Raw genomic sequence first — 26,481 nt, forward strand, 5'->3', positions numbered from 1 at the left:
TCTCCCTGAAGGCTTAACGTACTGCGTTAACGTTATGAAGCGGCGATCGGGTCGCCGCAAAACCGGGTAAATAACGAAAGACGGTAAGATCGTCCGCGGCTATCGCGGATGAGGTACCGGATATGACGTCAGCCAGTAACTGACCGGAGCCGCACGCCATTGTCCATCCCAAGGTGCCGTGGCCGGTATTCAGGAAAAGATTCGAAAGCGGCGTGGCACCGACCACCGGCGTCCCGTCTGGCGTCATGGGACGCAGACCGGTCCAGAAGCTGGCCTGACTGACATCTCCTCCCTCAGGATAAAGATCTGTGACCACCATCTCCAGCGTTTCGCGACGCGCCTCCAGCAGTTTGGTGTTAAAACCCACAATCTCCGCCATACCGCCGACGCGAATACGGTTATCGAAGCGTGTCACCGCCACTTTATAGGTTTCATCGAGGATCGTTGAAACCGGGGCGGCATCGGGATTGGTCACCGGTATGGTCAGGGAATAGCCTTTGAGCGGGTAAACAGGAATATCGACGATGTTTTTCATCAACGAGGTTGAGTAGGATCCCAGCGCAACCACATAGCTGTCACCTTTGATCACTTCCTCACCGCACTTCACCCCATAAATACGATTACCATCACGCAGGAGCTGATCGATCGGCGTATTAAACCGGAAGACAACGCCAGCCTCTTCAGCCATTTTGGCCAGACGCTGCGTGAAAAGCTGGCAATCGCCGGTTTCATCGTTAGGCAGGCGCAAGCCGCCAGTGAGTTTATGCTGTGTTGCTGCCAGTGCCGGTTCCACGCTGGCCAGCTGGTGCGCCTCCAGCAATTCATAGGGCACACCGGCCTCGCGTAGCACCGCAATATCTTTGCTGGCGCTGTCGAACTGCTGCTGGGTTCGAAACAGCTGCAGCGTGCCGCCCTGACGACCTTCATAGGCGATGCCGGTTTCCGCACGCAACGCTTTGAGACAGTCACGGCTGTATTCGGCCAGGCGGACCATACGGCTTTTGTTTTGCTGGTAGTGACGCATATCGCAATTGCGCAGCATGTTCCACATCCATTCGAGCTGGAAGCGACTGCCGTCCAGACGGATAGCCAGCGGCGCATGGCGCTGAAACATCCACTTCATCGCTTTAAGCGGCACGCCCGGCGCCGCCCAGGGGGCAGCATAACCGGGGGAGATTTGCCCGGCATTGGCGGCACTGGTTTCCATCGCAGGCTGAGGCTGACGATCGATCACGGTGACCTGGTGTCCGGCACGCGCCAGATACCACGCGCTCGTTACCCCTACTACGCCACTCCCAAGAATCACTACGTGCATAAGTCCCCCGCGAAATTAAAAAGCATAATCCACTGTGCAATGGTTTACATTCAGTGTGATCACAAAGTGGAAACATCCTCTAAACAATTCAACTATTTCACCTCTTTTTTCATCCGCAGGTAACTAAAATCATTTCACCCACTTAAATTCAGAGAGTTATGCGCCAATAGTGAAAAAAGCAGGCATAAATGACATTGTCTATAGTTAATTACACCACTTTCAGGAGAATCATTCAAAGCGCGCCTTTTGGTCCAATTCCAGAATATTGTGCTAATAAATACCTGCAATGTAGTCGGTAGAGCTATTTAATCCCAACCCCTTAAACCTGAAATGATTTTTCTGCCAAAGAATTCGTTTGAGTTCCCGGATCGGATAAGCGACAGTGAACTATCATTGATATGTTCACTCAGTTTTTTTGGGTTCCCTTTCTCAGGAAGAGCCTTAAATAAATCGCAACGGGCAACCCCACCGCGTGGGCCCGTTCGCCAAAACAGAGGTGCGCTATGACAACAATCTTTGACGATTCACTCATGGACAGCAAACGCATCAGCGATGGACCCGACTGGACCTTCGACCTGCTCGATGTCTATCTCGCTGAAATCGACCGCGTAGCCAAACATTACGGTCTGGATACATACCCGCACCAAATAGAAGTGATCACCTCAGAACAAATGATGGACGCCTACTCAAGCGTAGGGATGCCCATCAACTACTCGCACTGGTCTTTTGGCAAAAAATTTATTGAGACCGAGCAGCGCTACAAGCACGGCCAGCAGGGCCTGGCTTACGAAATCGTGATCAACTCCAATCCCTGCATCGCCTATCTGATGGAAGAGAACACGATGACCATGCAGGCGCTGGTGATGGCGCACGCCTGCTACGGGCACAACTCCTTCTTCAAGAATAACTACCTGTTTCGTAGCTGGACCGATGCCAGCTCCATCGTGGATTATCTGTTGTTTGCAAAGAATTATATTTCTGACTGCGAGGAGCGTTACGGGGTTGAAGAAGTGGAACGCCTGCTTGATTCCTGCCACGCGTTGATGAACTACGGTGTTGATCGCTACAAGCGTCCCCAGAAAATTTCGTTGCAGGAAGAGAAAGCGCGGCAAAAAAGCCGTGAAGAGTATCTGCAGAGTCAGGTGAACACGCTCTGGCGTACGCTGCCGCGCAAAGAGAAAGAAGCCACGCTGGTTGAGGCCGCGCGTTACCCTTCAGAGCCGCAGGAAAACCTGCTCTACTTTATGGAAAAGAACGCGCCCCTGCTCGAATCCTGGCAGCGGGAGATTCTGCGCATAGTGCGTAAGGTGAGCCAGTATTTCTATCCCCAGAAACAAACCCAGGTCATGAATGAAGGCTGGGCCACCTTCTGGCACTACACCATCCTGAACCACCTGTACGATGAAGGCAAAGTGTCCGAGCGCTTCATGATGGAGTTTCTCCACAGCCATACCAACGTCATCTATCAGCCACCGTATAACAGCCAGTGGTATAGCGGGATTAACCCCTATGCATTAGGTTTTGCGATGTTCCAGGACATCAAGCGCATTTGCCAGTCGCCAACCGAAGAAGATCGTTACTGGTTCCCGGATATTGCCGGTTCTGACTGGCTAAAAACCCTGCATTTCGCGATGCGGGAATTCAAGGATGAAAGTTTTATCAGTCAGTTCCTGTCGCCAAAGGTTATGCGCGATTTCCGCCTGTTTACCGTACTGGATGACGATCGTAATAACTTTCTGGAGATCGCTGCCATCCACGATGAGGCGGGCTACCGTGCGATTCGTCAACAGCTCTCCGCTCAGTACAACCTGAGTAACCTGGAGCCCAACATTCAGGTTTACAACGTCGACCTGCGCGGCGATCGTTCCCTGACGCTGCGCTATGTCCCGCAGAGCCGTGCGCCGCTGGACAAAAGCCGCCGGGAAGTGCTTAAACACGTGCAACGACTATGGGGATTTGACGTTATTCTGGAACAGCAAAACGAAGACGGGAGCGTTGAGCTACTGGATCGTAATCCACCGCGCAACGCCCCGCTTTAAGCGGAATAAAAAAAACCGGACGCCATGTCCGGTTTTTTATTAACGTTTGCTGCCTAAATCGTCCGGCAACGTTTTTTGCATCGAATGCCAGATATCGCCACTCTGACGACCATAGCGACGGACACATTCAACGATTTCGTCCTGGGTAGGCTCTTTGTCACACAGGTTGAGCAGCGTTTGATAAAAATCGCGTGCCACCTTACGCGCTTCCGGGTTGGAAAAGTAGTGGCGTCCAACGCGGGTGTAAAGCCCTTTCAGCCCATTCAGGATCAGGCCATAAATTGGGTTGCCTGATGCGAACGCCAGCCCGCGAAACACCCGGTAATCCAGTTCGGTATAGCTGTCTACCTGGTCTTCAGCACTGTTTACGGCTTCCAGCACCTCGCGTGCCTTCTCTGGATAATGGCGTAGGGCGCGACTGATAAAGATCGAAGAAATATTGGTTCGGACAGATAACAGGTTATCGATCAGGGCGGGTACGCTGTCATGATCGAGACGCGCCAGGGTTTCAAGAATATTGAGACCCGAAGTTTCCCAAAAATTATTCACGCGAGTAGGTTTGCCGTGCTGAATCGTCAGCCAGCCGTCACGCGCCAGACGCTGCAGCACTTCGCGCAATGTGGTACGTGTTACACCAATCAGTTCAGAAAGCTCACGTTCAGCAGGAAGAATAGATCCAGGCGGAAAACGGCTGTTCCAGATGCTTTCAATTATATACTCTTCAGCAAATCCGGCTGGACTCTGCGCCTTAATAACCATAACTGTGTGTTCTCATTGCTTTCTGGATCGTAATGGGGACTCATCATACCAGACGCCCTATAGCGGATACAGACTGCACAACCATTAAAAGCGCGGTTTAGCACAAAATTAAGACAGATTACCGCGATCATTACGGCCGTATTTATGCCAGCCTTACCTCAGCGTTTTGGGCGGGCGCATTGCCACCACGCGGTTCCCTTGCTTGCGGGATTTAACGCGCAAAAGAACATCAATATCACGCGGTTATCAGGATTTTTGTTAAGTCATTAATCTGGATCAGTGCCAGGTCATGTTTGTACATAATTTTTACCCAACGCAGGATGGCGCGCAGCGACTTTTGGTTTACACTGCGGGGCATTAACGTTTACAGGGAATGCAATATGTTGCGATATTTAAACCAATGTTCGCGTGGTCGCGGGGCCTGGTTATTACTGGCCCTCTCTGCACTGGCCTTGGAGCTTACGGCGTTGTGGTTCCAGCATGGTTTGGGCTTCAAACCCTGTGTAATGTGTATTTATGTGCGCTGTGCGCTGTTTGGCGTAGTGGCTGCAGGGCTTATCGGGTTTCTTCTACCACGTTCACCGTTGCGGCTGGTGGCCATTCTGGTCTGGATCTACAGCGCCTGGGAAGGCCTGCGGCTGTCTTACGAACACACGATGATCCTGCTGCATCCCAATCCTTTTGTGACCTGTGATTTCGCGGCCCGTTTTCCAACGTGGCTGCCGCTGGATAAATGGCTACCGTCGGTGTTCGTCGCCAGCGGAGACTGCTCAGATCGTGGGTGGGAATTCCTGTCGCTCAGCATGCCACAGTGGATGATCGGTGTTTTCGCTGCCTATCTGCTGGTCGGCATTTTGGTTCTGATCGCGCAGCCGTTAAAACCTAAGCGCCGGGATTTATTTGGCCGCTAACGTTAAAAAGGCTGCCACTGGCAGCCTTTAATGTATGTGCATCAGCCGTTACGATCCGGCCGATCAATAATGTGATCTTCCCAGTCACGCACTTCGCTTTCCCGCACCGCAATATAACGCACCGAAATACGTTGAGCATGCATCTCGGTTTTGGAGCCCGCGCGCAGCGGATGCCAGGCCGGGAGCGGCTTCCCCTCGCCCAGCAGCCGGTAGGCGCAGGTACGGGGCAGCCAGTTGAAGGTGGTCAGGTTTTCGCGCGTCAGCTTGATACAGTCTTCTTCAAATTCAAACCGACGTTCGTAATTGCGACACTGACAGGTCTTTATATTGAGCTGATTACAGGCGACGTTGGTGAAATAGATTTCATCCGTATCGGCGTCCTGTAATTTGTTCAGGCAGCACTGGCCACAACCATCACACAAGGATTCCCATTCCTCATCGCTCATTTGTGCCAGGCGCTTATGTTGCCAGAAAGGGGTTTCAGTCATGATGATTGTCCAGATTTAGCCTAAACCGCACCTTATAAAGATATTGACGCGATGATGCAAGTTTTAGAGTACCCGCGTGCTGATGCCGTGGCCCGCAACAGAAACCTCAAGCGTATCGCCCGAGCGCATCGGCCCCACGCCTTCAGGCGTGCCGGTCAGGATGACATCACCCGCATGCAGGGTAAAATACTGACTCATATGTGCAATTAGCGGCAGAATTTTGTGGATCATATCGGCGGTGTTGCCCTGCTGGCGAACCTCACCGTTGACCACCAGCTTCAGCTCGGTATTCTGCGGGTCGCCTGAGAACTCAGCGACCGGAATAAATCCCGAGACCGGACAGGCGTTATCAAAGGCTTTCGCTTTTTCCCACGGCTGCCCGGCTTTTTTTAAGCCTGCCTGCAGGTCACGCAGGGTTAAATCCAGCGCCACACCGTAACCGGCGATCGCTTGCGCCACGTGCGCTTCTGAAGCCTGCTTCAGGGTGGTGCCTATCAGTACGGCCAGCTCAACTTCGTGGTGCACTTCACCAAACGCATCGGGAACAGATAAAGGCTGGCGCAGATCGCACAAGGCCGTTTGCGGCTTAATAAAAATAACCGGTTCGGTCGGTGTCGCACTGCCCATTTCTTTGATGTGTTTCGCATAGTTGCTGCCCACGCAAACCACTTTGCTCACGGGATAATCTAACAAAGCGCCTTGCCAGTTACGATGCTGATACATGCTAATCCCCTGCTTAGAGTGCCGAAATGCCAGTCATGTCGGCGGATTGACGTTACTGACAGACGACACCTAAAGCCAGCCTGCCAGCTATCACTGAGATGAGTAAACCTGACAGATGCGCGAGAATTGTCAATAAGTCAGCCAGGCTATTTGTGCGTCGCCGCCTTCATCTGACCGGTCAGGTTGCAAACAGCGCGCCGCAGCGGCGCGACTGTGCAATTATTATTCAGCCTCACGGGAATATAAATTTGCTGATGACGGCCCTGCAAAATTTATATTAAAGGAACAATCCGAGTTAATCTTTTCTATCCAGTTCGAGATGCGTTTTTAACAAACTTTCGATGGGTGGTGGAATTTGCAAATAATATCCCTGCTCGCTTAACCCCTGCTTCACTTTATTGATGTCCGCATTTGCCAGTTTGTCGCGCTGGGCCAGGTTCACCACCATCGCTAACTGAGGCTTACCAAAGCCTTTCAGCAGGGCCTCAGGAACGCGCGAAAAATCGTCTTTTTTTTCAACGTAGAGATAAGTCTGGTCGCGGACGGGACTTCTGTAGATCACACAAAACATATTTTTTACTCGAATTAACCAGCTGTGAGGCTTGTTTGAATATAGCGGTAACTATAACATGCTTGCAGTACTTCGAATATTCGCCGATCGCGCTTTAACGATGCTTTTATGATCGCTTAGCACAGGGTAGTAAAACAGGACTGAGTCGGGACAGATGCCGCAATCGCCAATCGAATTTAAGGGAAGCAGTTTTACCTTGTCCGTTGTTCATTTGCATCACCATGAGCCAGAGGTGATCCGCAAAGCGCTACAGGACAAAATTGACCAGGCTCCAGATTTCCTGAAAAACGCACCCGTGGTGCTGAATGTTGCGGCCCTTGATGCGGCCGTAAACTGGAAACAGATGCAGCAGGCCGTCAGCGCAACGGGGCTCCGTATCGTCGGCGTCAGTGGATGCAAAGACGAGGCGCTGAAAAAAATGATCGCCCGCGTCGGTCTTCCGGTGCTGGCCGAAGGTAAAGAGAGCCACAAGCGCGAAGCGCCGGAGCCGGAGTCAAAACCCGTTGCGACGGAAGCGCTGGTGGCGAAAACACGCATCGTTAACACGCCGGTGCGTTCTGGTCAGCAAATCTATGCCCGCAATGCGGATTTGATTGTCACCAGCAGCGTCAGCGCCGGCGCGGAACTGGTTGCCGATGGCAATATTCATATCTATGGCATGATGCGCGGCCGCGCGCTGGCGGGTGCCAGCGGTGACAGAGATTGCCAGATTTTTTGCACCAACCTGGCAGCAGAGTTGGTTTCTATCGCCGGGGAGTACTGGATCATGGATCAAATCCCCGAAGCGTTTTTTGCTAAAGCGGCACGCCTCTGCCTTCAGGACGGCGCGCTGACTATCCAGACACTTAATTAGGCCCCTTTTCTTTCGTTAAGGAAATCAACATTTATGGCACGCATTATTGTAGTTACATCCGGTAAAGGGGGCGTTGGTAAGACCACGTCAAGCGCGGCCATCGCCACCGGTTTAGCGCAGAAAGGCAAAAAAACGGTTGTCATCGACTTTGATATCGGCCTGCGTAACCTTGATTTAATCATGGGCTGCGAACGCCGTGTGGTTTATGATTTTGTTAATGTCATTCAGGGTGATGCCACGCTGAACCAGGCATTGATTCGTGATAAGCGCACAGAACAACTTTATATTCTGCCTGCCTCGCAGACCCGCGACAAAGACGCCCTTACCCGCGAAGGTGTTGAGAAGGTGCTGAACGATCTGGCAGAGATGGCGTTTGACTTCATCGTTTGTGACTCGCCGGCCGGCATCGAAACCGGTGCGTTAATGGCGCTCTATTTTGCCGACGAAGCCATCATCACCACGAACCCGGAAGTTTCCTCTGTACGCGACTCTGACCGTATTCTCGGTATTATTTCTTCCAAATCCCGCCGTGCGGAAACCAGCCAGGAACCGGTTAAAGAGCATCTGCTGCTGACCCGTTACAATCCTGGCCGCGTGAATCGTGGCGATATGCTGAGCATGGAAGATGTTCTGGAAATCCTGCGTATTCCTCTGGTCGGCGTCATCCCGGAAGACCAGTCGGTTCTTCGTGCCTCTAACCAGGGTGAGCCGGTAATTCTCGATGGTGAGTCTGATGCTGGTAAAGCCTATGCCGATACCGTTGACCGGTTACTCGGTGAAAGTCGCCCCTTCCGCTTTATTGAAGAAGAGAAGAAGGGTTTCCTGAAACGCCTGTTCGGGGGATAAACCATGGCATTACTTGATTTCTTTTTATCCCGGAAGAAGAACACTGCCAACATAGCCAAGGAAAGGCTACAGATTATTGTGGCAGAACGGAGAAGGGGCGACAGTGAGCCCCACTATCTTCCGCAACTTAAGCGCGACATTCTCGAAGTGATTTGCAAGTACGTGAAGATTGATCCGGACATGGTGACGGTTCAACTCGACCAGAAAGGGGATGATATCTCCATTCTGGAACTGAACGTCACGCTACCCGAAACGGAAGACGTGCCTAAATGACGTCGACCGTTTCCTGATTTTCCCCTGCGCTGTACTGGCAGGGGAAATTTCTTACATCTCGGCAAGGATGGTCATAATGCCGGGTTTCAGCACGTCGCCTCGCCAGCCTGTTAACAGTTCAGGTTCGCGGTTTTGTGGCTTCAGCCCCCAGTGCTGACTCAGTACCTGATTGATCTGTCGGCGCGATGCCAGCAGCTCCTGACTAAACCCGCTCTGCTCACTTACCTGTTGCACCAGTGCTTTGATCGCTTTAAACGCCCGCTTATAGTTCACATGATCGACCAGATTGCTTAACGGCGGCGGCAGCTCGCTTTCAGCCAGTCCGGCTGCGTCTGCGACCTGCGCCAGCATCGCCCTGCCGTGAAAACGAATCTCATGGCCAGATAAGCCCAGGTGATCTAACTCACCCTGCGAGCCCGGCATGAAACGGGCGACTTTCCACAGGTTCTCTTCCCGCACCACAAAATTCACTGCCATGTCTTTTTCTCGGGCAACCTTGAGCCGCCAGGCCGCCAGGCGTTGCAGCGCCGCCAGTTGGCGCGGACGCAGCTGCCAGGCATTGGTGATATCGCGCCAGGCATCTTCCGGCGCTAAGCTATCCAGCCGACGCTGGCACAGGTTTTCACATTCGCTCAGCGCCGCCGCCATGTTCCCTGCCTGCTCAACCTGTTGCATGAGTTGATGAGCAATCGGCAACAGGTAATGCACGTCGGCAGCGGCATACTGGCACTGCCGTTCCGTCAGCGGACGCGCCAGCCAGTCCGTGCGCGCCTCACTCTTATCTAATTCGACCTGGGTAAAGTGCGCCACCATGGAGGCAAATCCCCAGGAAAGCGGTTGACCGCTAAAGGCCGCCAGAATCTGTGTATCAATCATCGGCTGTGGCAGTACAGCAAAACGGTGCAGGAAGACTTCCAAATCTTCGCCGCCCGCGTGCAAAAATTTCGTGACGCGGGTATCCGTTAACAGTTCGATAAACGGTGACCAGTCACGGACAGGTAACGGATCGATCAACACCAGCTGTTCGCCATCAAACAGCTGAATCAGTCCCAGCTGTGGATAGTAGGTACGGGTACGGACAAATTCCGTATCCAGGGCGACGGCCGTATGCTGGCGTGCTTTGTTGCACACCTCGGCCAGGCGATCATCGTTATCGATCAGGGAATAGTTCACGTTCAGTTTTCACCGCAGCCGACAACGTGCGGTGCTCCATGTTAAAAGCAATAAAAACGCCGGACAGAGCCGGCGTTCAACCTGAATCCTGACGGTGAATCAACCCGTGTGGGTTTTCACCTCGTCGCGCAGTTCACGACGCAGAATTTTTCCTACATTCGTTTTGGGTAGTTCATCGCGGAACTCAACGATTTTCGGCACTTTGTAGCCGGTGAGCTGACGACGACAGTGATCGAGCAACTCTTCTTTGGTCAGCGAGGGATCTTTCTTCACCACACAGACCTTCACCGCCTCGCCCGACAGTTCGCTGGGCACGCCAATCGCAGCCGCTTCGCGCACTTTGGGATGCTGCATCAGAACGTCTTCAATTTCATTCGGATAGACGTTAAAACCTGACACCAGAATCATATCCTTTTTGCGGTCCACGATACGGATAAATCCTTCGTGGTCAACGGTAACAATATCCCCGCTGTGGAGCCAGCCATTTTTCAGGACTTCTGCCGTGGCCTCCGGATGCTGCCAGTAGCCATGCATCACCTGCGGACCCCGGATACACAATTCGCCGGGCTCTCCGGTTGGCACTTCATTGCCGTTTTCATCCAGAATGATCACGTCCGTAGAGGGCACCGGTAAGCCAATACTGCCCGTGTGGCAGCTGATGTCATAAGGATTGACGGAGACCAGCGGAGAGCACTCGGTCAGACCGTAGCCTTCCAGTAAATAGTGGCCGGTGAGTTTTTCCCAGCGCTCAGCGACCGCCTTTTGTACCGCCATGCCGCCCCCGGCAGAGAGGCGCAGGGTAGAAAAATCGAGTTTGGTAAAGCCATCGTCATTAAGCAGCGCGTTGAACAACGTATTCACGCCGGTAATGGCGGTAAACGGATATTTGGCGATCTCTTTAACAAAACCGGGAATATCACGCGGATTGGTGATCAGCAGATTCTGCCCACCCAGCTCAACAAACAGCAAGCCGTTAACGGTCAGCGCAAAGATATGGTAAAGCGGTAACGCTGTGACAACGCACTCCTTGCCATCCCGTAACAGCTTGCCGTAGGTGGCTTTCGTCTGTTCAAGGTTTGCCTGCATATTCCGGTGCGTCAGCATGGCACCTTTCGCCACGCCTGTCGTGCCGCCCGTGTATTGCAGAAACGCCAGATCCTCATTACTGACATCCGGGCGCTGATACGGCATTTTCTCTCCGGCTTCCAGTACGTGGCGAAACGCTATCGCACCCGGCAAATGGTACTTTGGTACCAGTCGCTTCACATACTTCACCACAAAGTTCACAAGGGTGGCTTTGACCGGTGCAAGCTGGTCGCCCATGCGGGTCAGAACAACGTGTTTGATCGCGGTCTCGCTGACGATTTTTTCTAACGTATGCGCAAAGTTAGAGACAATAACGATCGCGCTGGCACCGCTGTCATTAAGTTGGTGTTTTAATTCGCGCGGCGTATAGAGTGGGTTGACGTTGACCACGACCATTCCGGCCCGCAAAACGCCAAAGAGCGCAACCGGATATTGCAGCAGATTAGGCATCATCAGGGCAACACGGTCGCCCTGTTTCAGTTTCAACTCATGTTGCAGATAGGCGGCAAAGGCCCGACTTTTTTCGTCCAGTTGGCGATAGGTCATCTTTTGACCCATGTTGTAAAAAGCAGGTTGCCCGGCGTAACGGGAAACGGCCTGCTCAAACAGATCAACCAGAGAGCGGTAACGATCAGCATTAATTTCGGCAGGGACGTCTGCCGGGTAGCGTTTTAGCCAAACCTTATTCAAGGATTCACCCCGATAATCTTGTTGTGTACTCATCGCCGCCTCGACAATCGCATTTGTTAACAATATTTTAACTGATTGTACCAGTTTGCTCTTCTTGTCATGTTGAGGTTGCGAAGTCCATCACTAAATTTCGTCTTTGCAGACAATACAAATAAAAAGCCCGGCAGCGAGCACCGCTACCGGGCTGAATAAACAGGTAATGCTTACTGTGTCAGGATAGTTTCAACCTGTGCGGGCCCGCTGTTATACATTCCCCAGTACGGGTTGGGTCCCCAGTAGCCCCCACGATGGCGCGTCGGGCCATACCAAATCCACGGGTCAATGGGCTGCGGAGGCGCAACAATCTGGCGCGTCAGATGCCAGCGCTGATAGCCACGAACGTCGATGACCACAAACTGATAGGTGGCCTCGCCAATTTTGCCCTGCTCCGTGCCCTTAATCGTACCGAGCACCGTAACGTACTGATCTTTGACATCCGTCGGATCGACAAAGCCGGGAATGTCGGCATAGATGCGACCCACAGAGCTGGCGCCTAGTACGGGACGCGCGCCCTCATCCAGCGGCTGCGTTGCTATTTCCAGCCGGGTTTTGCCGTTACGGTTGAACACGTTAACCACCTTGCCGCCAAAGCGCGATTCCTGACCGACATAGATGGCCGGATCTTTCATCACCCGCAATAAGTCCTGCTGGGGCATGGCGGAATTGCCCTTAATATTATCCGGCACTGAAACACAACCACTTAAAACCAGGGCGCAGGCCAGTAGCAGACCGGCAACACCGTGACGACGAATTGACATGGGTATTCTCCTGAAAGTTGCTGTTTAGAGTGCTCCGATAACAATAAGTTGCGTCACGTTTCAGCGTCCAGGCAGTTTTTTCCAGGCCACCTCGTTTCTCAGATAGGTGGGTTCTGCGTTTTCAGGCAATACCGTCGCGCCCTGCTGCAAAGCGGCGACGGCCAGCGGCAACATATCTTCTGCCGCAGGCAGTTCCACATGGCTGTTAACCAGCTGAAGGGCATGGCCCTGCTGCAGATCTGGCCAGGCCTGCCAGCCGGTTCCGGCAGTAAACCATTCGCCCTCCAGCGCCTGCATCCGCGTCAAGGCCGCGGCGGGCGACAGTACGCTCTCGCTCGCTTCACCCTGCCAGTGACCCTGCTCATCACGCTGATACTCGGCCCAGTAGACTTCGCCCATACGGGCATCTATCGCGGTTAATACCCGCGTGGCACCGTGCAGCCGCCAGGCACCCTGCGCCAGCGTGGCCAGCGTAGAGATCCCCGCCATGGGCAACGCCGCGCCCAGTGCCAACCCCTGAGCGATCCCGATACCAATACGCACGCCGGTGAAGCTGCCCGGACCGCGGCCAAATGCCAGCGCATCAAGTTGTGTTAGTTCCAACTGCTGAGACTGCAGCAGTTCTGCCACTAAGGGTAAAATTCGTTGGGTGTGATCGCGCGGCGCGATCTCAAAGCGTGCATCAATCTGCTGCCCGTTGAGCAGGGCTGCAGAACAGGCTTCTGTCGCTGTATCCAGCGCTAAAATTCGGACCGACATAACGACCTCAGAGGATTCAAAAACGGCGCGCATCTTAGCATAAAATTACGCGTCAGGTTGCTGACGAATAAAGGCAATAGCCTGCGCGATATCCCGCGTGCGTGGAGTGGGCGGCAGGCTGTTAAGAAACAGCGCGCCATAAGGCCGGGATACCAGACGCTGGTCGCAAATCACCAGCACGCCACGATCGTCAGTATCGCGAATCAAACGGCCAACGCCCTGTTTCAACGTAATCACGGCGTCGGGCAGTTGCACGTCACTGAAGGGATCGCCTCCCCGCAAACGGCAGTCTTCCATGCGGGCTTTTAACAGCGGATCCTCCGGTGAGGTAAACGGCAGCTTGTCGATGATGACCAGCGACAGCGCATCGCCACGTACGTCCACCCCTTCCCAGAAGCTGCTGGTAGCCACCAGCAGAGCATTGCCCTTTTCGATAAACTGTTTCAGCAGTTGCCCTTTACTGGTTTCGCCCTGCACCAACACCGGCAACGTCATGGAGGCGCGGAACTCGGCCGCCAGCTCACGCATCATCAGATGTGAGGTACATAAGAAGAAGCAGCGGCCTTTATTTGCATCGATCAAGGGCTTCATCATTTTAGCCAGCTGACGTGCGCCGCCAGGACGATTCGGTTCCGGCAGATTGCGGGGAACGCACAGTAATGCCTGCTGTGAGTAGTCAAACGGACTGCTGAGAATCAAACTCTTCGCCTTGCTCACGCCTAACCGTTCGGCGAAATGGTCCATCTTTTCATCGACGGCCAGGGTCGCTGAGGTGAAAATCCATGCCGCTTTGCGGTCATCCATCATTTCCCGGAAGCGTTCGGCCACGGATAACGGCGTTAGCGCCAGCACAAAGTGCCGCGATGTGCATTCATACCAGTAACTGAAACCCGGTTCGCTGATGGATCGTATGCGCTTCAGTCGCGTACGGTAAAGCGCTGCGCGTTCAAAGGCCGCATCAAGCAGCGCAGAACGCCCGAGTGAGAGTTTAATGACGTCATAGCACAGTTCCAGGGCATCATCGAGCAGCGTTAACATGCGCATGATGTTGTTATCACTGAGCAAGTCCCGCAGATTTCCGCGATAGCCGGGTTCGCCCAGCGCCAGCCGAAAATCCTGAGCGCACTGAGCCAGCCTGTCGGCCGATTTTTGCAGTTGCTGAACGTCACGCACTTCGGTGCGATAGGCAATAATGATGTCTTTCGCCAGATCGGCTAACTGACGGCTGGAGATCTGCTGACCGAAATACTGGCTGGCGATATCCGGTAACTGATGGGCTTCATCAAAAATCATGACGTCCGCTTCAGGGATCAGCTCACCGAAGCCCCCCTCTTTCACCACCAGATCGGCAAGAAAAAGATGATGATTGACGACGACCACATCGGCATCCATAGCCTTCTTGCGCGCTTTGACGACAAAACACGCTTTATACTGCGGGCAATCGCTTCCCAGACAGTTGTCGTTGGTACTGGTCACCAGCGGCCATATCGGACTGTCTTCCGTCACGTCTGCACAGGCGCTGATATCGCCGTCGACGGTGTGTGAGGCCCAGGCGCGCAGCGTCACCAGGTCGGTAAGCGACTGAACGCTCAGATCGCCGCCGGTGGCAGACTGCTGATCCATCCGCTCCAGGCACAGGTAGTTAGATCGCCCTTTAAGCAGCGCCGTTTTACCGGTAAATTTTAGCGCGTTAGCGATGGTGGGCAAATCGCGAGCATAAAGCTGATCCTGCAAGGCTTTTGAGCCCGTGGAAACAATCACTTTTTTATTGGCGCGTAACGCCGGTGCCAGGTAGGCATAGGTCTTGCCCGTCCCCGTGCCCGCTTCAACAACCAGCTCACCGCTGCTCTGCACGGCCTCGGTGACAGCCTGGGCCATTTCACGCTGTGCTTCACGCGGTTTGAACCCCGTAATACGCTTTGCCAGCGCGCCATCTGATGCAAAATCGTCTGCCACGTATCCTCTCAATTCCGGCAAAAAACACTGTATATTATGTCAGTCTTTCCCGCCTTAAGGAAATTGCTGACGCGGGCGTCTCCATTATGCTAGCTGGATGCAGGGAATGCCGCTAATGACTGATATAAAGCGCACCCGCCGCCAGGATCACCCATAAAACCGCCAGCGTGATAAACCCCTGTCTGGCCGTACGCGACATGCCCACAAAAGTTGACACCACCACAGACAGCAGCGCCAGTGCGCCAAACATCACCCAAAACAGATATTGCGTATTCGCCATGCCTTCTTCCTAGGAGTCCTGAACTGATAAGCGACGTTTTATACCATTTTTCCGGCCACGATGCGCGACCGACGCCCGCAGGCGTTTGCAATGGATGACAATGGCATCGGGAATATGTCAGGCTAGGCGTCCAAAAAAATAAGGAGAAGATGATGAGCATTACGCGCATTGATCCCGAACATCGTATGTCCGAAGCGGTTGTTCATAACGACACGATTTATTATACCAGCGTGCCTGAAAACCTTGATGCGGATGCCGAAGCGCAAACCGCCAATGCGCTGGCGGTGATTGACGCCCTGCTTACACGCGTGGGCAGTGACAAAAGCAAAATCCTGGATGCCACCATTTTTCTGGTCGATAAAGCTGATTTTGCGGCAATGAACCGCGCCTGGGACGCCTGGGTTTCACCCGGCAATGCCCCAGTGCGCTGCACGGTTCAGGCAGCCTTAATGAATCCGAAGTATAAAGTCGAAATAAAAATTATCGCCGCGCGTTAACCCCGGTTCCGGGCGTCAGCCTTCGTCGTCTTCATCTTCGAAGCGCGCCCGAATCAGTTCTCCGGTGTGACTTTCACGAATTTCCTGCGCCACCAGGGTTATCGCCTCGCCGCTGGACATGCCCTCTGCCATTAACTTTTGAATGCGTTCTACCGCGCGTTGCTGCTGGTCGTGTGAAAGTGCGGGTAATCCTGTAATCATGTTTCACTCCTGCTTTAGGGCTGCCATTATTTCATGGGGAACAAACAGGTGCCAGTCAGGAAAAAATATGTCAGTCTAACGGCATTTCTGATGTCAGATTTTGTGCTCAATGAACGTTCAAACTCATAACCTACGTTATTCTCCTGACGCCCTTACGCACTATTTTTCCCGTATTGCGCATCTGCCATGGGCGATGCTGCTGTCGTCAGGGCACGCCGATCACAGCGATAACCGTTTTGATATCCTGACCGCCGATCCCCTTACCACACTGACGACGCGTGGCAGGATAACAGAAATTCGCCATGCACATGGCCATGAAAACAGTGAGGACGATCCTCTCTCTCTCGTGCAGCACTACTGCAACGCGTTGGGCATCCCCCCAACACGCCATCCGGATTTACCCTTTGTGGGCGGCGCGCTGGGGCTGTTTGGCTATGACCTGGGACGGCGCTTTGAGCAGTTACCTCAGATCGCCACCGCCGATCTGCAGACGCCGGATATGGCGGTGGGCATCTACAACTGGGCATTAATTGCCGATCATCATCGTCAGACATTGACCCTGGTTGCTGTAGAGGATGTTGCGCAGCGGCTCAGTTGGCTGGAAGGCTGGCCCACACGCGAAAGCGCGCCGTTTTCACTGACCAGCGAATGGTCCGCTAACCTCAGCGTTGATGACTACGCGGAACGTTTTCGCAAGGTCCAGGCCTATATCCAGGCGGGTGACTGCTACCAGGTCAACCTGTCACAGCGCTTCAAGGCCGGTTATCAGGGTGACGAATGGCGTGCGTTCTGCTTGCTTAATCAGGCTAATCGCGCGCCTTTCAGCGCTTTTTTACGCCTGCCGGAGAGCGCCATTCTCAGCCTTTCCCCCGAGCGCTTTATGGCGCTGGATCAACACGTCATTACGACCCGCCCGATTAAAGGTACGCGCCCGCGTGACAGCGATCCGCTGCGGGACGCCGCCCAGGCCAAAAGTCTGCGGACGTCCGCCAAAGACCGGGCAGAGAATCTGATGATTGTCGATCTGCTGCGTAATGATATAGGCCGGGTCGCCGTGGCCGGTTCCGTAAGCGTACCCGAACTGTTTGTGGTGGAACCCTTTCCGGCAGTGCATCATCTGGTCAGCACCGTTCGCGCCACGCTGCCCGAAAATCTGCAGGCCTGCGATCTGTTACGCGCCTGCTTTCCCGGCGGTTCGATCACGGGTGCGCCGAAAATTCGTGCAATGGAAATTATCGATGAACTGGAACCGCAACGCCGTAACGCCTGGTGTGGCAGCATCGGATATCTGAGTGTGTGTGGTCGTATGGACACCAGTATTACGATTCGTACGTTGATTGCCGAAGATCATCACCTCTACTGTTCGGCTGGCGGCGGTTTAGTGGCCGACAGCGAGCTGGAATCGGAATATCAGGAAACCCTGGATAAGGTCAGCCGCATTTTGCCCGCGCTGGAAAAAGGGGCCTGAATGGCGTTGACCCTGGCGGATTTCCGCACCCGCTTTCTGCTGCAGCCCCCTCAGCAACCTACGCAGCCGCTTTCTGGGCGCCATGCGGCGGTGTTAATTCCCATTGTTGCACGTCAGCAGCCCGGTCTTCTACTGACCCAGCGTTCACACGGGCTGCGTAAGCACGCCGGTCAGGTGGCCTTTCCCGGTGGCATGCAGGACCCCGAAGATGGTTCGCTGGTCGCTACCGCTTTGCGGGAAGCGCAGGAAGAGGTGGGCATTTCACCCGCTCAGGTGGAGGTTTTGGGCTGCCTGCCTGCGGTGACCAGCAGCACAGGATTTCAGGTCACGCCTGTGTTAGGCATCATCCCGGACCGCCTGGCGCTGCGCATCAACCCCGATGAAGTGGTGAGTACTTTTGAAATGCCCCTGACCGAAGCGTTGCGCCTCAGCCGCTACGCAGAGCTTGACTACTACCGCGCCGGTATTCGCCATCCTGTGTGGCTGTCGCGCTATCAGGATTACCTGGTCTGGGGCATGACAGCAGGCATTATTCGTTCACTGAGTCAGCAAATTGCGTTTTAGTTGACGCAGCTTTCATTTTTAACCCTGTTTACGGGCTTCCGCGCGATCTCACACTATAATTTTTTTTCGTGGTTTTAATTAGTTTATTTCATGCGAAAAGCAGCGCGTTCATCCTGCTTCGCCGTTTACTATTAGCGCCATAAACTGCCACGGCAGGGTAAGTTTTTTTTGTGAGGAGTGTCACCCATGATTTCGGTTTTTGACATGTTTAAAGTGGGCATTGGCCCATCCAGTTCTCATACGGTCGGTCCGATGAAAGCGGGTAAGCAGTTTGTGGATCTGTTGTCTGAACAGGGCAAACTGCATGAGGTGACACGCATCGCCGTCGATGTCTATGGTTCCCTGTCATTGACCGGTAAAGGTCACCATACCGATATCGCTATCATCATGGGCCTGGCGGGTGAGTCACCTGACAGCGTAGACATTGATTCCATTCCTGCCTTTATCAAAGACGTGCAGCAGCGGGAACGTCTGCTGGTTGCGAAAGGCGCGCATGAAGTCGATTTTCCTCGCGAAGGCGGCATGGTCTTCCGCAGCGAGAACCTTTCTCTGCATGAAAATGGCCTGCGCCTGCTGGCGTTTTCGGGCGATCTGCTGGTGTTGTCAAAGACCTATTACTCCGTTGGCGGCGGCTTCATTGTCGATGAAGAGCATTTTGGTCAGTCTGCGCTGGATGAAGTTTCGGTTCCCTGGCCTTTCCACTCGGCAAAAGAGTTGTTGTCGCACTGCCGTGAAACCGGGCTTTCCCTGTCAGGGCTGGTGATGAAAAATGAACTGGCACTGCATTCGCGTGACGACATTAACGCCTATTTCGCAACAATCTGGCAAACCATGCAGGCCTGTATCGATCGCGGCCTGAATACCGAAGGCGTGCTGCCCGGTCCCTTGCGCGTGCCGCGCCGCGCCGCGTCACTGCGCCGCCTGCTGATCTCCTCTGCCAAGCACTCTAACGATCCCATGGTCGTTATTGACTGGATTAACATGTTTGCTCTGGCGGTAAATGAAGAGAATGCCGCCGGGGGGCGCGTGGTCACCGCACCAACCAACGGTGCCTGCGGCATCGTGCCAGCCGTGCTGGCCTACTACGACCACTTTATCGAACCGGTCACGCCCGATATCTTTATTCGCTATTTTCTCGCCTCCGGCGCGATCGGCATTCTTTATAAAATGAATGCCTCTATCTCCGGTGCCGAAGTGGGCTGTCAGGGCGAAGTGGGCGTTGCCTGTTCTATGGCTGCAGCCGGTCTGGCGGAACTGTTAGGTGCCAGTCCAGAGCAGGTCTGTGTCGCTGCGGAGATCGGCATGGAGCACAATCTGGGTCTGACCTGCGATCCCGTGGCGGGTCAGGTCCAGGTGCCCTGCATTGAACGCAATGCCATTGCCTCCGTGAAGGCCATCAACGCTGCACGTATGGCCCTGCGCCGCACCAGCGAGCCGCGCGTTTCGCTGGATAAGGTCATTGAAACCATGTACGAGACAGGAAAAGACATGAATGCCAAATATCGCGAGACTTCCCGCGGCGGACTGGCGATAAAAGTTCAGTGTGACTAATATTTTTTGAGATTTGTTTCTAACTTTCTGCTTTTTAACCAGTGCATTAGTCAGCCCTGCCTGCTATAAATATTAACAATGTTAAAGCGACCTTCGGGTCGCTCTCCTTTTTTTATGACCTTTCATTTTACGCTCAGGTCCTAAATTTGCTTCGGGCCGTGCCGATAACAACCCAGCTATATCTATTTTCTGGTTTTGGGAAGGTGATTCTTGATGTTCATGGCCCAGCAATATGTTGGACAATACAGACGTAAGCGATTGCTTATTGCGCTGGTGATTGCTTCGATTGTTCTTACATTAACGCTGGCTTTTCGCTATTTTGAAGAAAAATCACGTATTCAAAAGCGAGCAATCAGCTTTGCCGACACGGCGATCACGCGTTTCGATCGCATGTTTTCACCTCTCGACGTCTCAGCGAACAACATGCTGGGCCTGGTGGGTATGCCCTGCCAGGATGCCCGTTTTCCATTAATTGAAAAGATTTCGTCACTACAAACGGTGCGCGCTGTTCTGTTGGTCGATGGGGACACGCTCTACTGTTCCAGTATTTTTGGCACCCGGGACATCTCATTTAGTCAGACCTACCCCGAACTGGCCCTTAACGATCGGCGCATGGTGTTATCCACGGATGAGTATCTGCTTAAAGGTTCACCCGTTTTATTACTGTGGACGCCAACGACGCTGGATAATCGTTCTGGCATTCTTCAGGCCATTAATATTGAATTAATGAGCAGCTACCTGCTGGAGCCGCAGGCGCCCTGGGTTGAACGGGCCATTTTTAACGTCAACGGTAAAAGCCTGGAATACGGTAATCCGTTGATTGAGTCCACGCAGCCTTCTGAAGATGAAGTCACCTATACCGAGGCCTCACTGCGTTATCCTTACACCGTGACGCTCTATGGTCCGTCACCTTCCCGCCTGGCGCTGGAATCTTTACCCTCGCAGTTGCCGCTGGCGCTGATGCTGAGTTTACTGATTGGCTACGTGGTCTGGCTGGCGACCGCCAATCGTATGAGTCTGAGCTGGCAGATTAGTTACGGCATTACGGCCAGGGAGTTTATGGTTTACTGCCAGCCGTTGATCAATGCTCGTACGTCTGAGTGTGAAGGCATTGAGCTACTGTTGCGTTGGCACAATCCTCGGCAGGGCTGGATTCCGCCTGACGTCTTTATCCCTCTTGTTGAGCGTCAGAACCTGATTAAGCCGTTAACCCGCTTTGTACTGAACCGCGTTGTCGAAGCCTTACCCGACCTTCCGCATAGCCCTCATTTTCACATTGCCATTAACGTGGCTGCCAGCCACTTCCGCGACCGCGCCATTCTGGAAGACCTGCAAACGCTTTGGTGGCCCGCCGAGCCCGTTCCCACGCTGGTTGTTGAATTAACCGAACGTGATGCGCTGCCCGTCGTCGATCAGGCCGTAATTTCTCAACTGCACGACATTGGGGTGCGTCTGGCGATTGATGATTTCGGCACCGGGCACAGCTCGTTGTCCTACCTGAAAGATTTGCAGCCGGACGTGTTAAAGCTGGATAAAATTTTTACCGCGTCAATTGGCACAGATGCCATCAACGCCATCGTGACGGATATGGTGATTTCTCTGGCACAGCGCCTGAACATCAGTCTGGTTGCGGAAGGCGTTGAAACCGAGGAACAGGCCCACTATCTGAGGGATCGGGGCGTGGAACATTTACAGGGCTATTACTTTGCCCGCCCCATGCCGCTGGAGGACTTCCCGGAATGGTTGCGTCAGCACCAGCTTACCCTCGGCCTGTAATGCGATAAAAGTGTGCCATCGCGTTATTCCGCGCAAAAAAAACGCATCACTCCGTGATGCGTTTTATCTTCAGGTGTGGCCTTAACCTTCTTCTTCGTCGTCGTCACGCTGATCTTTGGTTACCCGGACCAGATCAATGCGGTACTCCGTCGCGTCAATAATCTGGAAGTGCAGCGGTTCGATATCGATCACGTCGCCGGGCTTAGGTAACTGCCCTTTTTGCGCAATCAACAAGCCAGCCAGCGAAGCATGATCTTCCTCCGGCTTCACCAGCTCATGGAAGTCCAGAAGCTGCTGCAGAGAATGCAGGTCAGTGCCGCCTTTTACTAACCAGCCGTCGCCATCCATGATGATATCCGGCGTTTCATCTTCATCCGGGAATTCACCGGCAATCGCTTCCAGCACGTCCAGCGGCGTAATTAAGCCCTGCACCACACCAAACTCGTTAGTCACGATCACGAAGCTACCTTTGGCACGACGCAGCACGCCGAGCAGGTTAATTGGGTCAAGCGTTTCCGGCACAATAATCGTCGGTGTGCTGGCGGCAAAGGTCGCGACGTCAACGCCGTGATCCAGCGCCACCAGCAGCTCTTTGGCCCTGACCACGCCGATGATCTCATCCAGTTCCCCCCGACACACCGGGAACAAGCTGTGCGGCGTATCCAGAAGTTGAATACGAATTTCATCCACAGGACGGTTGGCATCCACCCACGAAATATCGCCGCGCGGTGTCATAATGCTGCGGATGGAACGTGACGCCAGCGTCAGTACGCCGTTAATCATGTAGCGCTCTTCATCTTTAAACGCTTCCTGCGGCATCGCGACGGCAATCGCCTGCTCTTCAGTGCTCGCAGGCGCGCTCTGCACCCGGTTACGTCCCCCCATCAACCGCAGAATGGCCTCGGCGGTGCGCTCACGCATGGGACGATGGGACTGATGACGAATGAAGTTGCGACGGGCAATCTGATTGAACAACTCGATAAGAATCGAGAAACCAATCGCCGCATACAGATAGCCTTTCGGAATATGAAAGCCAAAGCCTTCAGCCACCAGTGACAGGCCGATCATCAACAGGAAACTCAGACACAGCACCACAACAGTAGGATGCGCGTTAACGAATTTGGTTAGCGGCTTGGAAGCCAGCAGCATCACCACCATCGCAATCACGACCGCAGTCATCATGACCGGCAGGTTATTCACCATCCCTACCGCAGTTATCACGGCATCCAGTGAGAAGACCGCATCCAGTATGACAATCTGGGTCACCACCGCCCAAAAGCTGGCGTAGCTACGGTTACCGCTGTTTTCCAGCTGACGGTTTTCCAGCCGCTCATGCAGTTCCATGGTGGCCTTAAACAACAGGAATATCCCGCCCGCCAGCAAAATCAGATCGCGTCCGGCAAAGCTAAAATCCCCCACGCTGAACAGAGGGCGCGTCAGGGTTACCATCCAGGAGATAAGTGACAACAGCCCCAGGCGCATCACCAGTGCCAGAGAAAGACCAATTAACCGCGCTTTATCACGCTGCTTAGGAGGCAGCTTATCCGCAAGAATGGCAATAAAGACCAGGTTATCAATGCCGAGTACGATTTCCAGCACGATGAGCGTGAGCAATCCCGCCCAAATTGAGGGGTCGAACAGAAATTCCATTAGTGACTCCAGAAAAAGGATGTGATTACGCTAACGCATGCCCGCGTCGAAGGACGTGACAGAGAGAGGCCCGGAAAAGCAGAGAAAACGCGGTCTGGCGTAAATTGGCGCGCTGAAGAGCGCAAAGACAAGGTTAAGCAACGTCGGTGACGATCCATAAGGGTGGGCTGCTGCCCGCTACTCCTGAATAATAAACAGATCGCTAATGTATCAGTTCGTACCACGAGGTCAAAAAATTTTCCTGTTTTTACATTTTCGCCAGACGGCATTGAGTGACATAAAAACTCAACTTCCCTCTTTCATGCTGCAAATAACCAACCAATGTCACAAAATTTATTTTTTCGGACACTAAAATAAATCCGGCATCACGTAGTGAGTTAGTTATCCCTGCAATGTTGAAGTCAGGTTAAATCACATTAACAAGATTTGGATATTGTTAACGCGATAATTCTTAACGGTTCCTCAGGTTCTGAGGAACTAACAAGCGAACGGAGGTAGCACGTGACCATTGCTCTTGTAATTGGTACACACGGCTGGGCAGCGGAGCAGCTGCTAAAAACGGCAGAGATGCTTTTAGGCGAACAGGAAAATGTGGGATGGATTGATTTTGTCCCGGGAGAAAACGCGGACACGCTGATTGAGAAATATCAGGTAAGACTGACAGAACTGGACACCTCACAGGGCGTGCTTTTTCTGGTTGATACCTGGGGCGGCAGCCCTTTCAATGCAGCCAGCCGGCTGGTCGTTGATAAAACACATTATGAGGTGGTCGCCGGGGTAAACATTCCCATGTTGGTGGAAACCCTGATGGCGCGGGATGATAACCCCTCTTTTGACGAACTGGTGGCCATTGCGGTAGAAACCGGTCGCGAAGGCGTCAGAGCCTTAAAAGCACAACCTGAAGAAAAACCCGCAGCGGTTGCCGCCTCGCCCTCCGCCCCGGCCAGCGCCCCGCATGCCAGTCGCCCTCTCACCCCCGACGACCATATGAATATTTGCCTGGCGCGCATCGACGACCGCCTGATTCATGGGCAGGTCGCTACACGCTGGACCAAGGAAACCAACGTCAGCCGCATCATCGTTGTCAGCGACGAAGTGGCCAACGACAACGTGCGCAAAACGCTGTTAACCCAGGTGGCACCACCGGGCGTCACCGCGCATGTGGTGGGCGTCGATAAGATGGTGCGCGTCTGGAATAACCCCAAATATGCCCGGGATCGGGTCATGCTGCTGTTTACCAACCCGACGGATGTCCTGCGGATTGTTGAGCAAGGGGTTGATATCAAGAGCGTTAACATTGGCGGCATGGCTTTTCGCCAGGGTAAAACCCAGGTCAACAATGCCGTCTCGGTCGATGAAAAAGATATCGCCGCATTTCGCCAGCTTAACGCGCGCAACATCGAACTTGAGGTGCGTAAAGTTTCGGGCGATCCAAAACTAAAAATGATGGATCTGGTGGCAAAGGTGAGCGCATAACGCGCCAGCCGTCTTTTTCTATCCTGTAGAGGACAAGCAGTATGATGGAAATAACCACACTTCAAATTGTATTAATCTTTATCATCGCCTGTATTGCCGGGATGGGTTCGATCCTGGATGAGTTCCAGTTTCACCGTCCGTTAGTCGCCTGTACGCTGATTGGCATTGTGCTGGGGGATATGAAAACGGGCATCATCATCGGCGGTACGCTGGAGATGATTGCGCTGGGCTGGATGAACATCGGTGCTGCGGTTGCCCCGGACGCTGCGCTGGCCTCGATTATCTCCACCATTCTGGTTATTGCCGGTGGACAGAGCGTCGGTGCCGGTATCGCCCTGGCTATTCCGCTGGCGGCAGCCGGTCAGGTGCTGACTATCATCGTGCGTACGCTGACCGTAGCCTTCCAGCATGCCGCTGACAAAGCGGCGGAGAAAGGCAACCTCACGGCCATCTCATGGATCCACGTTTCCGCCTTACTGCTTCAGGCCATGCGCATCGCGATTCCGGCGCTGATTGTGGCTATCTCGGTAGGAACGGATGCGGTTCACTCCCTGCTCAGCTCTATTCCGGAGGTGGTCACCAACGGCCTGAACATCGCGGGTGGCATGATCGTGGTGGTGGGTTATGCCATGGTTATTAACATGATGCGCGCAGGCTACCTGATGCCGTTCTTCTATCTGGGTTTCGTTACTGCCGCGTTTACCAGCTTTAACCTGGTGGCACTGGGCGTGATTGGCGTGGTGATGGCGGTGCTCTATATCCAGCTCAGCCCGAAATATAACCGCGCAGCCGGTGCGCCTGCGGCATCGCCGTCAGCTAACGACCTCGACAACGAACTCGATTAAGGAACAGGTGACAACATGGTTGATATAACAAAAGTCGAAAAGAAACTGACGCCGGGTGACGTACGCGCTGTGTTTTTACGCTCAAACCTGTTTCAGGGCTCCTGGAACTTTGAACGTATGCAGGCGCTGGGGTTCTGTTTCTCAATGGTGCCGGTCATTCGCCGTCTTTATCCTGAGAATAATGACGATCGTAAGCAGGCGATCAAACGCCATCTGGAGTTTTTTAATACACATCCTTACGTCGCCGCGCCTGTGCTGGGCGTGACGATGGCCATGGAAGAGCAGCGCGCCAACGGTGCCGCGATTGATGACGGTGCCATCAACGGCATCAAAGTGGGCCTGATGGGCCCGCTGGCTGGCGTAGGTGACCCGATTTTCTGGGGAACCGTTCGTCCCGTATTTGCGGCATTAGGCGCGGGGATTGCAATGAGCGGCAGTCTGCTCGGTCCGCTGCTGTTCTTTATCCTGTTTAACCTGGCGCGTCTGTTAACCCGTTATTACGGCGTCGCTTATGGTTACCGCAAGGGGATTGATATCGTCAGCGATATGGGCGGTGGCTTCCTGCAAAAACTGACCGAGGGGGCATCCATACTCGGCCTGTTTGTCATGGGGGCGCTGGTCAATAAGTGGACGCACGTCAACATTCCGTTGGTGGTTTCACGCATCACCGATCAAACCGGAAAAACCACGGTGACAACCGTGCAGTCGATTCTGGATCAGCTGATGCCGGGGATCGTACCGCTCCTGCTGACCTTCGCCTGTATGTGGCTGCTGCGCCGTAAGGTCAATGCCCTGTGGATCATTGTGGGCTTTTTTGCTATCGGTATTTTTGGCTACTGGATTGGTTTGCTCGGGCTGTAACCGGCATCACATCGGGAGCTGCGGCTCCCGATGTTTTCAGATTGTGGTCGCGTGACTCACGCCCGGCTTTAAT

At 53.7% G+C, this 26,481-nt stretch carries 26 protein-coding genes; 13 read left to right on the forward strand and 13 right to left on the reverse strand.

Annotation, left to right across the window (positions count from 1 at the left end; all coding sequences use genetic code 11):
* Positions 1 to 13: 13 nt before the first annotated feature.
* Positions 14 to 1,315: a D-amino acid dehydrogenase gene (locus NYE92_RS04665; protein WP_064373891.1), complete on the reverse strand. Its 1,302-nt coding sequence runs from the start codon at positions 1,313 to 1,315 to the stop codon at positions 14 to 16.
* 503 nt (positions 1,316 to 1,818) lie between these two features.
* Here NYE92_RS04665 and NYE92_RS04670 point away from each other — a divergent pair.
* Positions 1,819 to 3,354, forward strand: coding sequence for a SpoVR family protein (locus NYE92_RS04670; RefSeq protein WP_013025999.1), 1,536 nt, complete (start codon positions 1,819 to 1,821; stop codon positions 3,352 to 3,354).
* Between the two features lie 39 nt (positions 3,355 to 3,393).
* On the opposite strand, the gene fadR is transcribed toward NYE92_RS04670, so the two are convergent.
* The gene (gene fadR, locus NYE92_RS04675; RefSeq protein WP_013026000.1) at positions 3,394 to 4,113 is read right to left on the reverse strand and encodes a fatty acid metabolism transcriptional regulator FadR; all 720 of its coding nucleotides are present in this window, start codon (positions 4,111 to 4,113) and stop codon (positions 3,394 to 3,396) included.
* A 380-nt stretch (positions 4,114 to 4,493) separates the two neighbouring features.
* Between fadR and dsbB the strand changes: the two genes are divergently transcribed.
* Positions 4,494 to 5,024 (forward strand): disulfide bond formation protein DsbB, encoded by a 531-nt coding sequence (gene dsbB, locus NYE92_RS04680; RefSeq protein ID WP_029568834.1) that lies wholly within the window; start codon positions 4,494 to 4,496, stop codon positions 5,022 to 5,024.
* A 41-nt stretch (positions 5,025 to 5,065) separates the two neighbouring features.
* On the opposite strand, the gene NYE92_RS04685 is transcribed toward dsbB, so the two are convergent.
* From NYE92_RS04685 to NYE92_RS04695, 3 genes are all read right to left on the reverse strand, one after another.
* A complete protein-coding gene (locus NYE92_RS04685) occupies positions 5,066 to 5,512 on the reverse strand; it encodes a YcgN family cysteine cluster protein (protein WP_013026002.1) in 447 nt (148 codons plus the stop codon).
* Positions 5,513 to 5,575: 63 nt separating this feature from the next.
* Positions 5,576 to 6,235 carry a fumarylacetoacetate hydrolase family protein gene (locus tag NYE92_RS04690; RefSeq protein WP_014593843.1) on the reverse strand — a complete coding sequence of 220 codons (660 nt, stop codon included), beginning with the start codon at positions 6,233 to 6,235 and terminating at the stop codon, positions 5,576 to 5,578.
* 295 nt (positions 6,236 to 6,530) lie between these two features.
* Complete coding sequence (locus NYE92_RS04695; RefSeq protein WP_013026005.1) at positions 6,531 to 6,806, reverse strand: YcgL domain-containing protein; 276 nt, start codon at positions 6,804 to 6,806, stop codon at positions 6,531 to 6,533.
* 154 nt (positions 6,807 to 6,960) lie between these two features.
* On the opposite strand from NYE92_RS04695, the gene minC reads away from it, so the two are divergent.
* Genes minC through minE form a run of 3 tightly spaced genes read left to right on the forward strand, consistent with a single transcriptional unit; the run spans position 6,961 to position 8,778 of the window.
* Positions 6,961 to 7,659 carry a septum site-determining protein MinC gene (gene minC, locus NYE92_RS04700; protein ID WP_013026006.1) on the forward strand — a complete coding sequence of 233 codons (699 nt, stop codon included), beginning with the start codon at positions 6,961 to 6,963 and terminating at the stop codon, positions 7,657 to 7,659.
* Positions 7,660 to 7,692: 33 nt separating this feature from the next.
* Complete coding sequence (gene minD / locus NYE92_RS04705; protein WP_014593844.1) at positions 7,693 to 8,505, forward strand: septum site-determining protein MinD; 813 nt, start codon at positions 7,693 to 7,695, stop codon at positions 8,503 to 8,505.
* A gap of 3 nt (positions 8,506 to 8,508) precedes the next feature.
* Positions 8,509 to 8,778 (forward strand): cell division topological specificity factor MinE, encoded by a 270-nt coding sequence (gene minE, locus NYE92_RS04710; protein WP_010616394.1) that lies wholly within the window; start codon positions 8,509 to 8,511, stop codon positions 8,776 to 8,778.
* 51 nt (positions 8,779 to 8,829) lie between these two features.
* Here the strand turns inward: minE and rnd are convergent, their stop codons facing one another.
* From rnd to NYE92_RS04740, 6 genes are all read right to left on the reverse strand, one after another.
* Positions 8,830 to 9,951 carry a ribonuclease D gene (gene rnd / locus NYE92_RS04715; RefSeq protein WP_013026009.1) on the reverse strand — a complete coding sequence of 374 codons (1,122 nt, stop codon included), beginning with the start codon at positions 9,949 to 9,951 and terminating at the stop codon, positions 8,830 to 8,832.
* 99 nt (positions 9,952 to 10,050) lie between these two features.
* Positions 10,051 to 11,727, reverse strand: a complete 1,677-nt coding sequence (gene fadD / locus NYE92_RS04720) for a long-chain-fatty-acid--CoA ligase FadD (RefSeq protein ID WP_155644243.1) — start codon at positions 11,725 to 11,727, stop codon at positions 10,051 to 10,053.
* Positions 11,728 to 11,930: 203 nt separating this feature from the next.
* Positions 11,931 to 12,524, reverse strand: a complete 594-nt coding sequence (locus tag NYE92_RS04725) for a Slp family lipoprotein (RefSeq protein ID WP_013026011.1) — start codon at positions 12,522 to 12,524, stop codon at positions 11,931 to 11,933.
* A gap of 60 nt (positions 12,525 to 12,584) precedes the next feature.
* Positions 12,585 to 13,283, reverse strand: a complete 699-nt coding sequence (tsaB, locus tag NYE92_RS04730) for a tRNA (adenosine(37)-N6)-threonylcarbamoyltransferase complex dimerization subunit type 1 TsaB (RefSeq protein ID WP_015700197.1) — start codon at positions 13,281 to 13,283, stop codon at positions 12,585 to 12,587.
* A gap of 45 nt (positions 13,284 to 13,328) precedes the next feature.
* Entirely contained in the window at positions 13,329 to 15,239 is a 1,911-nt protein-coding gene (locus NYE92_RS04735) for an ATP-dependent DNA helicase (protein WP_064373893.1), read from the reverse strand.
* A gap of 112 nt (positions 15,240 to 15,351) precedes the next feature.
* Entirely contained in the window at positions 15,352 to 15,519 is a 168-nt protein-coding gene (locus NYE92_RS04740; protein WP_013026014.1) for a hypothetical protein, read from the reverse strand.
* A gap of 152 nt (positions 15,520 to 15,671) precedes the next feature.
* On the opposite strand from NYE92_RS04740, the gene NYE92_RS04745 reads away from it, so the two are divergent.
* Complete coding sequence (locus NYE92_RS04745; protein WP_014605705.1) at positions 15,672 to 16,016, forward strand: RidA family protein; 345 nt, start codon at positions 15,672 to 15,674, stop codon at positions 16,014 to 16,016.
* A gap of 15 nt (positions 16,017 to 16,031) precedes the next feature.
* On the opposite strand, the gene NYE92_RS04750 is transcribed toward NYE92_RS04745, so the two are convergent.
* Positions 16,032 to 16,217: a YoaH family protein gene (locus tag NYE92_RS04750; RefSeq protein WP_064373895.1), complete on the reverse strand. Its 186-nt coding sequence runs from the start codon at positions 16,215 to 16,217 to the stop codon at positions 16,032 to 16,034.
* A gap of 109 nt (positions 16,218 to 16,326) precedes the next feature.
* Here NYE92_RS04750 and pabB point away from each other — a divergent pair, with 109 nt between their 5' ends.
* The 4 genes from pabB (at position 16,327) to NYE92_RS04770 (ending at position 21,576) form a co-directional block, all read left to right on the forward strand.
* Complete coding sequence (gene pabB, locus NYE92_RS04755; protein ID WP_041457671.1) at positions 16,327 to 17,685, forward strand: aminodeoxychorismate synthase component 1; 1,359 nt, start codon at positions 16,327 to 16,329, stop codon at positions 17,683 to 17,685.
* Entirely contained in the window at positions 17,686 to 18,249 is a 564-nt protein-coding gene (locus tag NYE92_RS04760; protein WP_013026018.1) for a CoA pyrophosphatase, read from the forward strand.
* Between the two features lie 186 nt (positions 18,250 to 18,435).
* Complete coding sequence (locus NYE92_RS04765) at positions 18,436 to 19,800, forward strand: L-serine ammonia-lyase (RefSeq protein WP_014593850.1); 1,365 nt, start codon at positions 18,436 to 18,438, stop codon at positions 19,798 to 19,800.
* A 213-nt stretch (positions 19,801 to 20,013) separates the two neighbouring features.
* A complete protein-coding gene (locus tag NYE92_RS04770; RefSeq protein WP_014593851.1) occupies positions 20,014 to 21,576 on the forward strand; it encodes an EAL domain-containing protein in 1,563 nt (520 codons plus the stop codon).
* Between the two features lie 81 nt (positions 21,577 to 21,657).
* On the opposite strand, the gene NYE92_RS04775 is transcribed toward NYE92_RS04770, so the two are convergent.
* Positions 21,658 to 23,226, reverse strand: a complete 1,569-nt coding sequence (locus tag NYE92_RS04775) for a TerC family protein (RefSeq protein WP_014593852.1) — start codon at positions 23,224 to 23,226, stop codon at positions 21,658 to 21,660.
* A 501-nt stretch (positions 23,227 to 23,727) separates the two neighbouring features.
* Between NYE92_RS04775 and manX the strand changes: the two genes are divergently transcribed.
* Genes manX through NYE92_RS04790 form a run of 3 tightly spaced genes read left to right on the forward strand, consistent with a single transcriptional unit; the run spans position 23,728 to position 26,408 of the window.
* On the forward strand, positions 23,728 to 24,702 hold the full coding sequence (gene manX, locus NYE92_RS04780) for a PTS mannose transporter subunit IIAB (RefSeq protein WP_019105115.1): 975 nt from the start codon (positions 23,728 to 23,730) through the stop codon (positions 24,700 to 24,702).
* Between the two features lie 44 nt (positions 24,703 to 24,746).
* Positions 24,747 to 25,547: a PTS mannose/fructose/sorbose transporter subunit IIC gene (locus NYE92_RS04785; RefSeq protein WP_026020938.1), complete on the forward strand. Its 801-nt coding sequence runs from the start codon at positions 24,747 to 24,749 to the stop codon at positions 25,545 to 25,547.
* Positions 25,548 to 25,562: 15 nt separating this feature from the next.
* Positions 25,563 to 26,408 (forward strand): PTS mannose transporter subunit IID, encoded by an 846-nt coding sequence (locus tag NYE92_RS04790; protein WP_013026024.1) that lies wholly within the window; start codon positions 25,563 to 25,565, stop codon positions 26,406 to 26,408.
* The last annotated feature ends 73 nt before the right edge of the window (positions 26,409 to 26,481 follow it).

Origin of the sequence: Pantoea sp. B566 (assembly GCF_024793925.1) — a bacterium.
GTDB classification, from domain to species: Bacteria; Pseudomonadota; Gammaproteobacteria; order Enterobacterales; family Enterobacteriaceae; genus Pantoea; species Pantoea ananatis.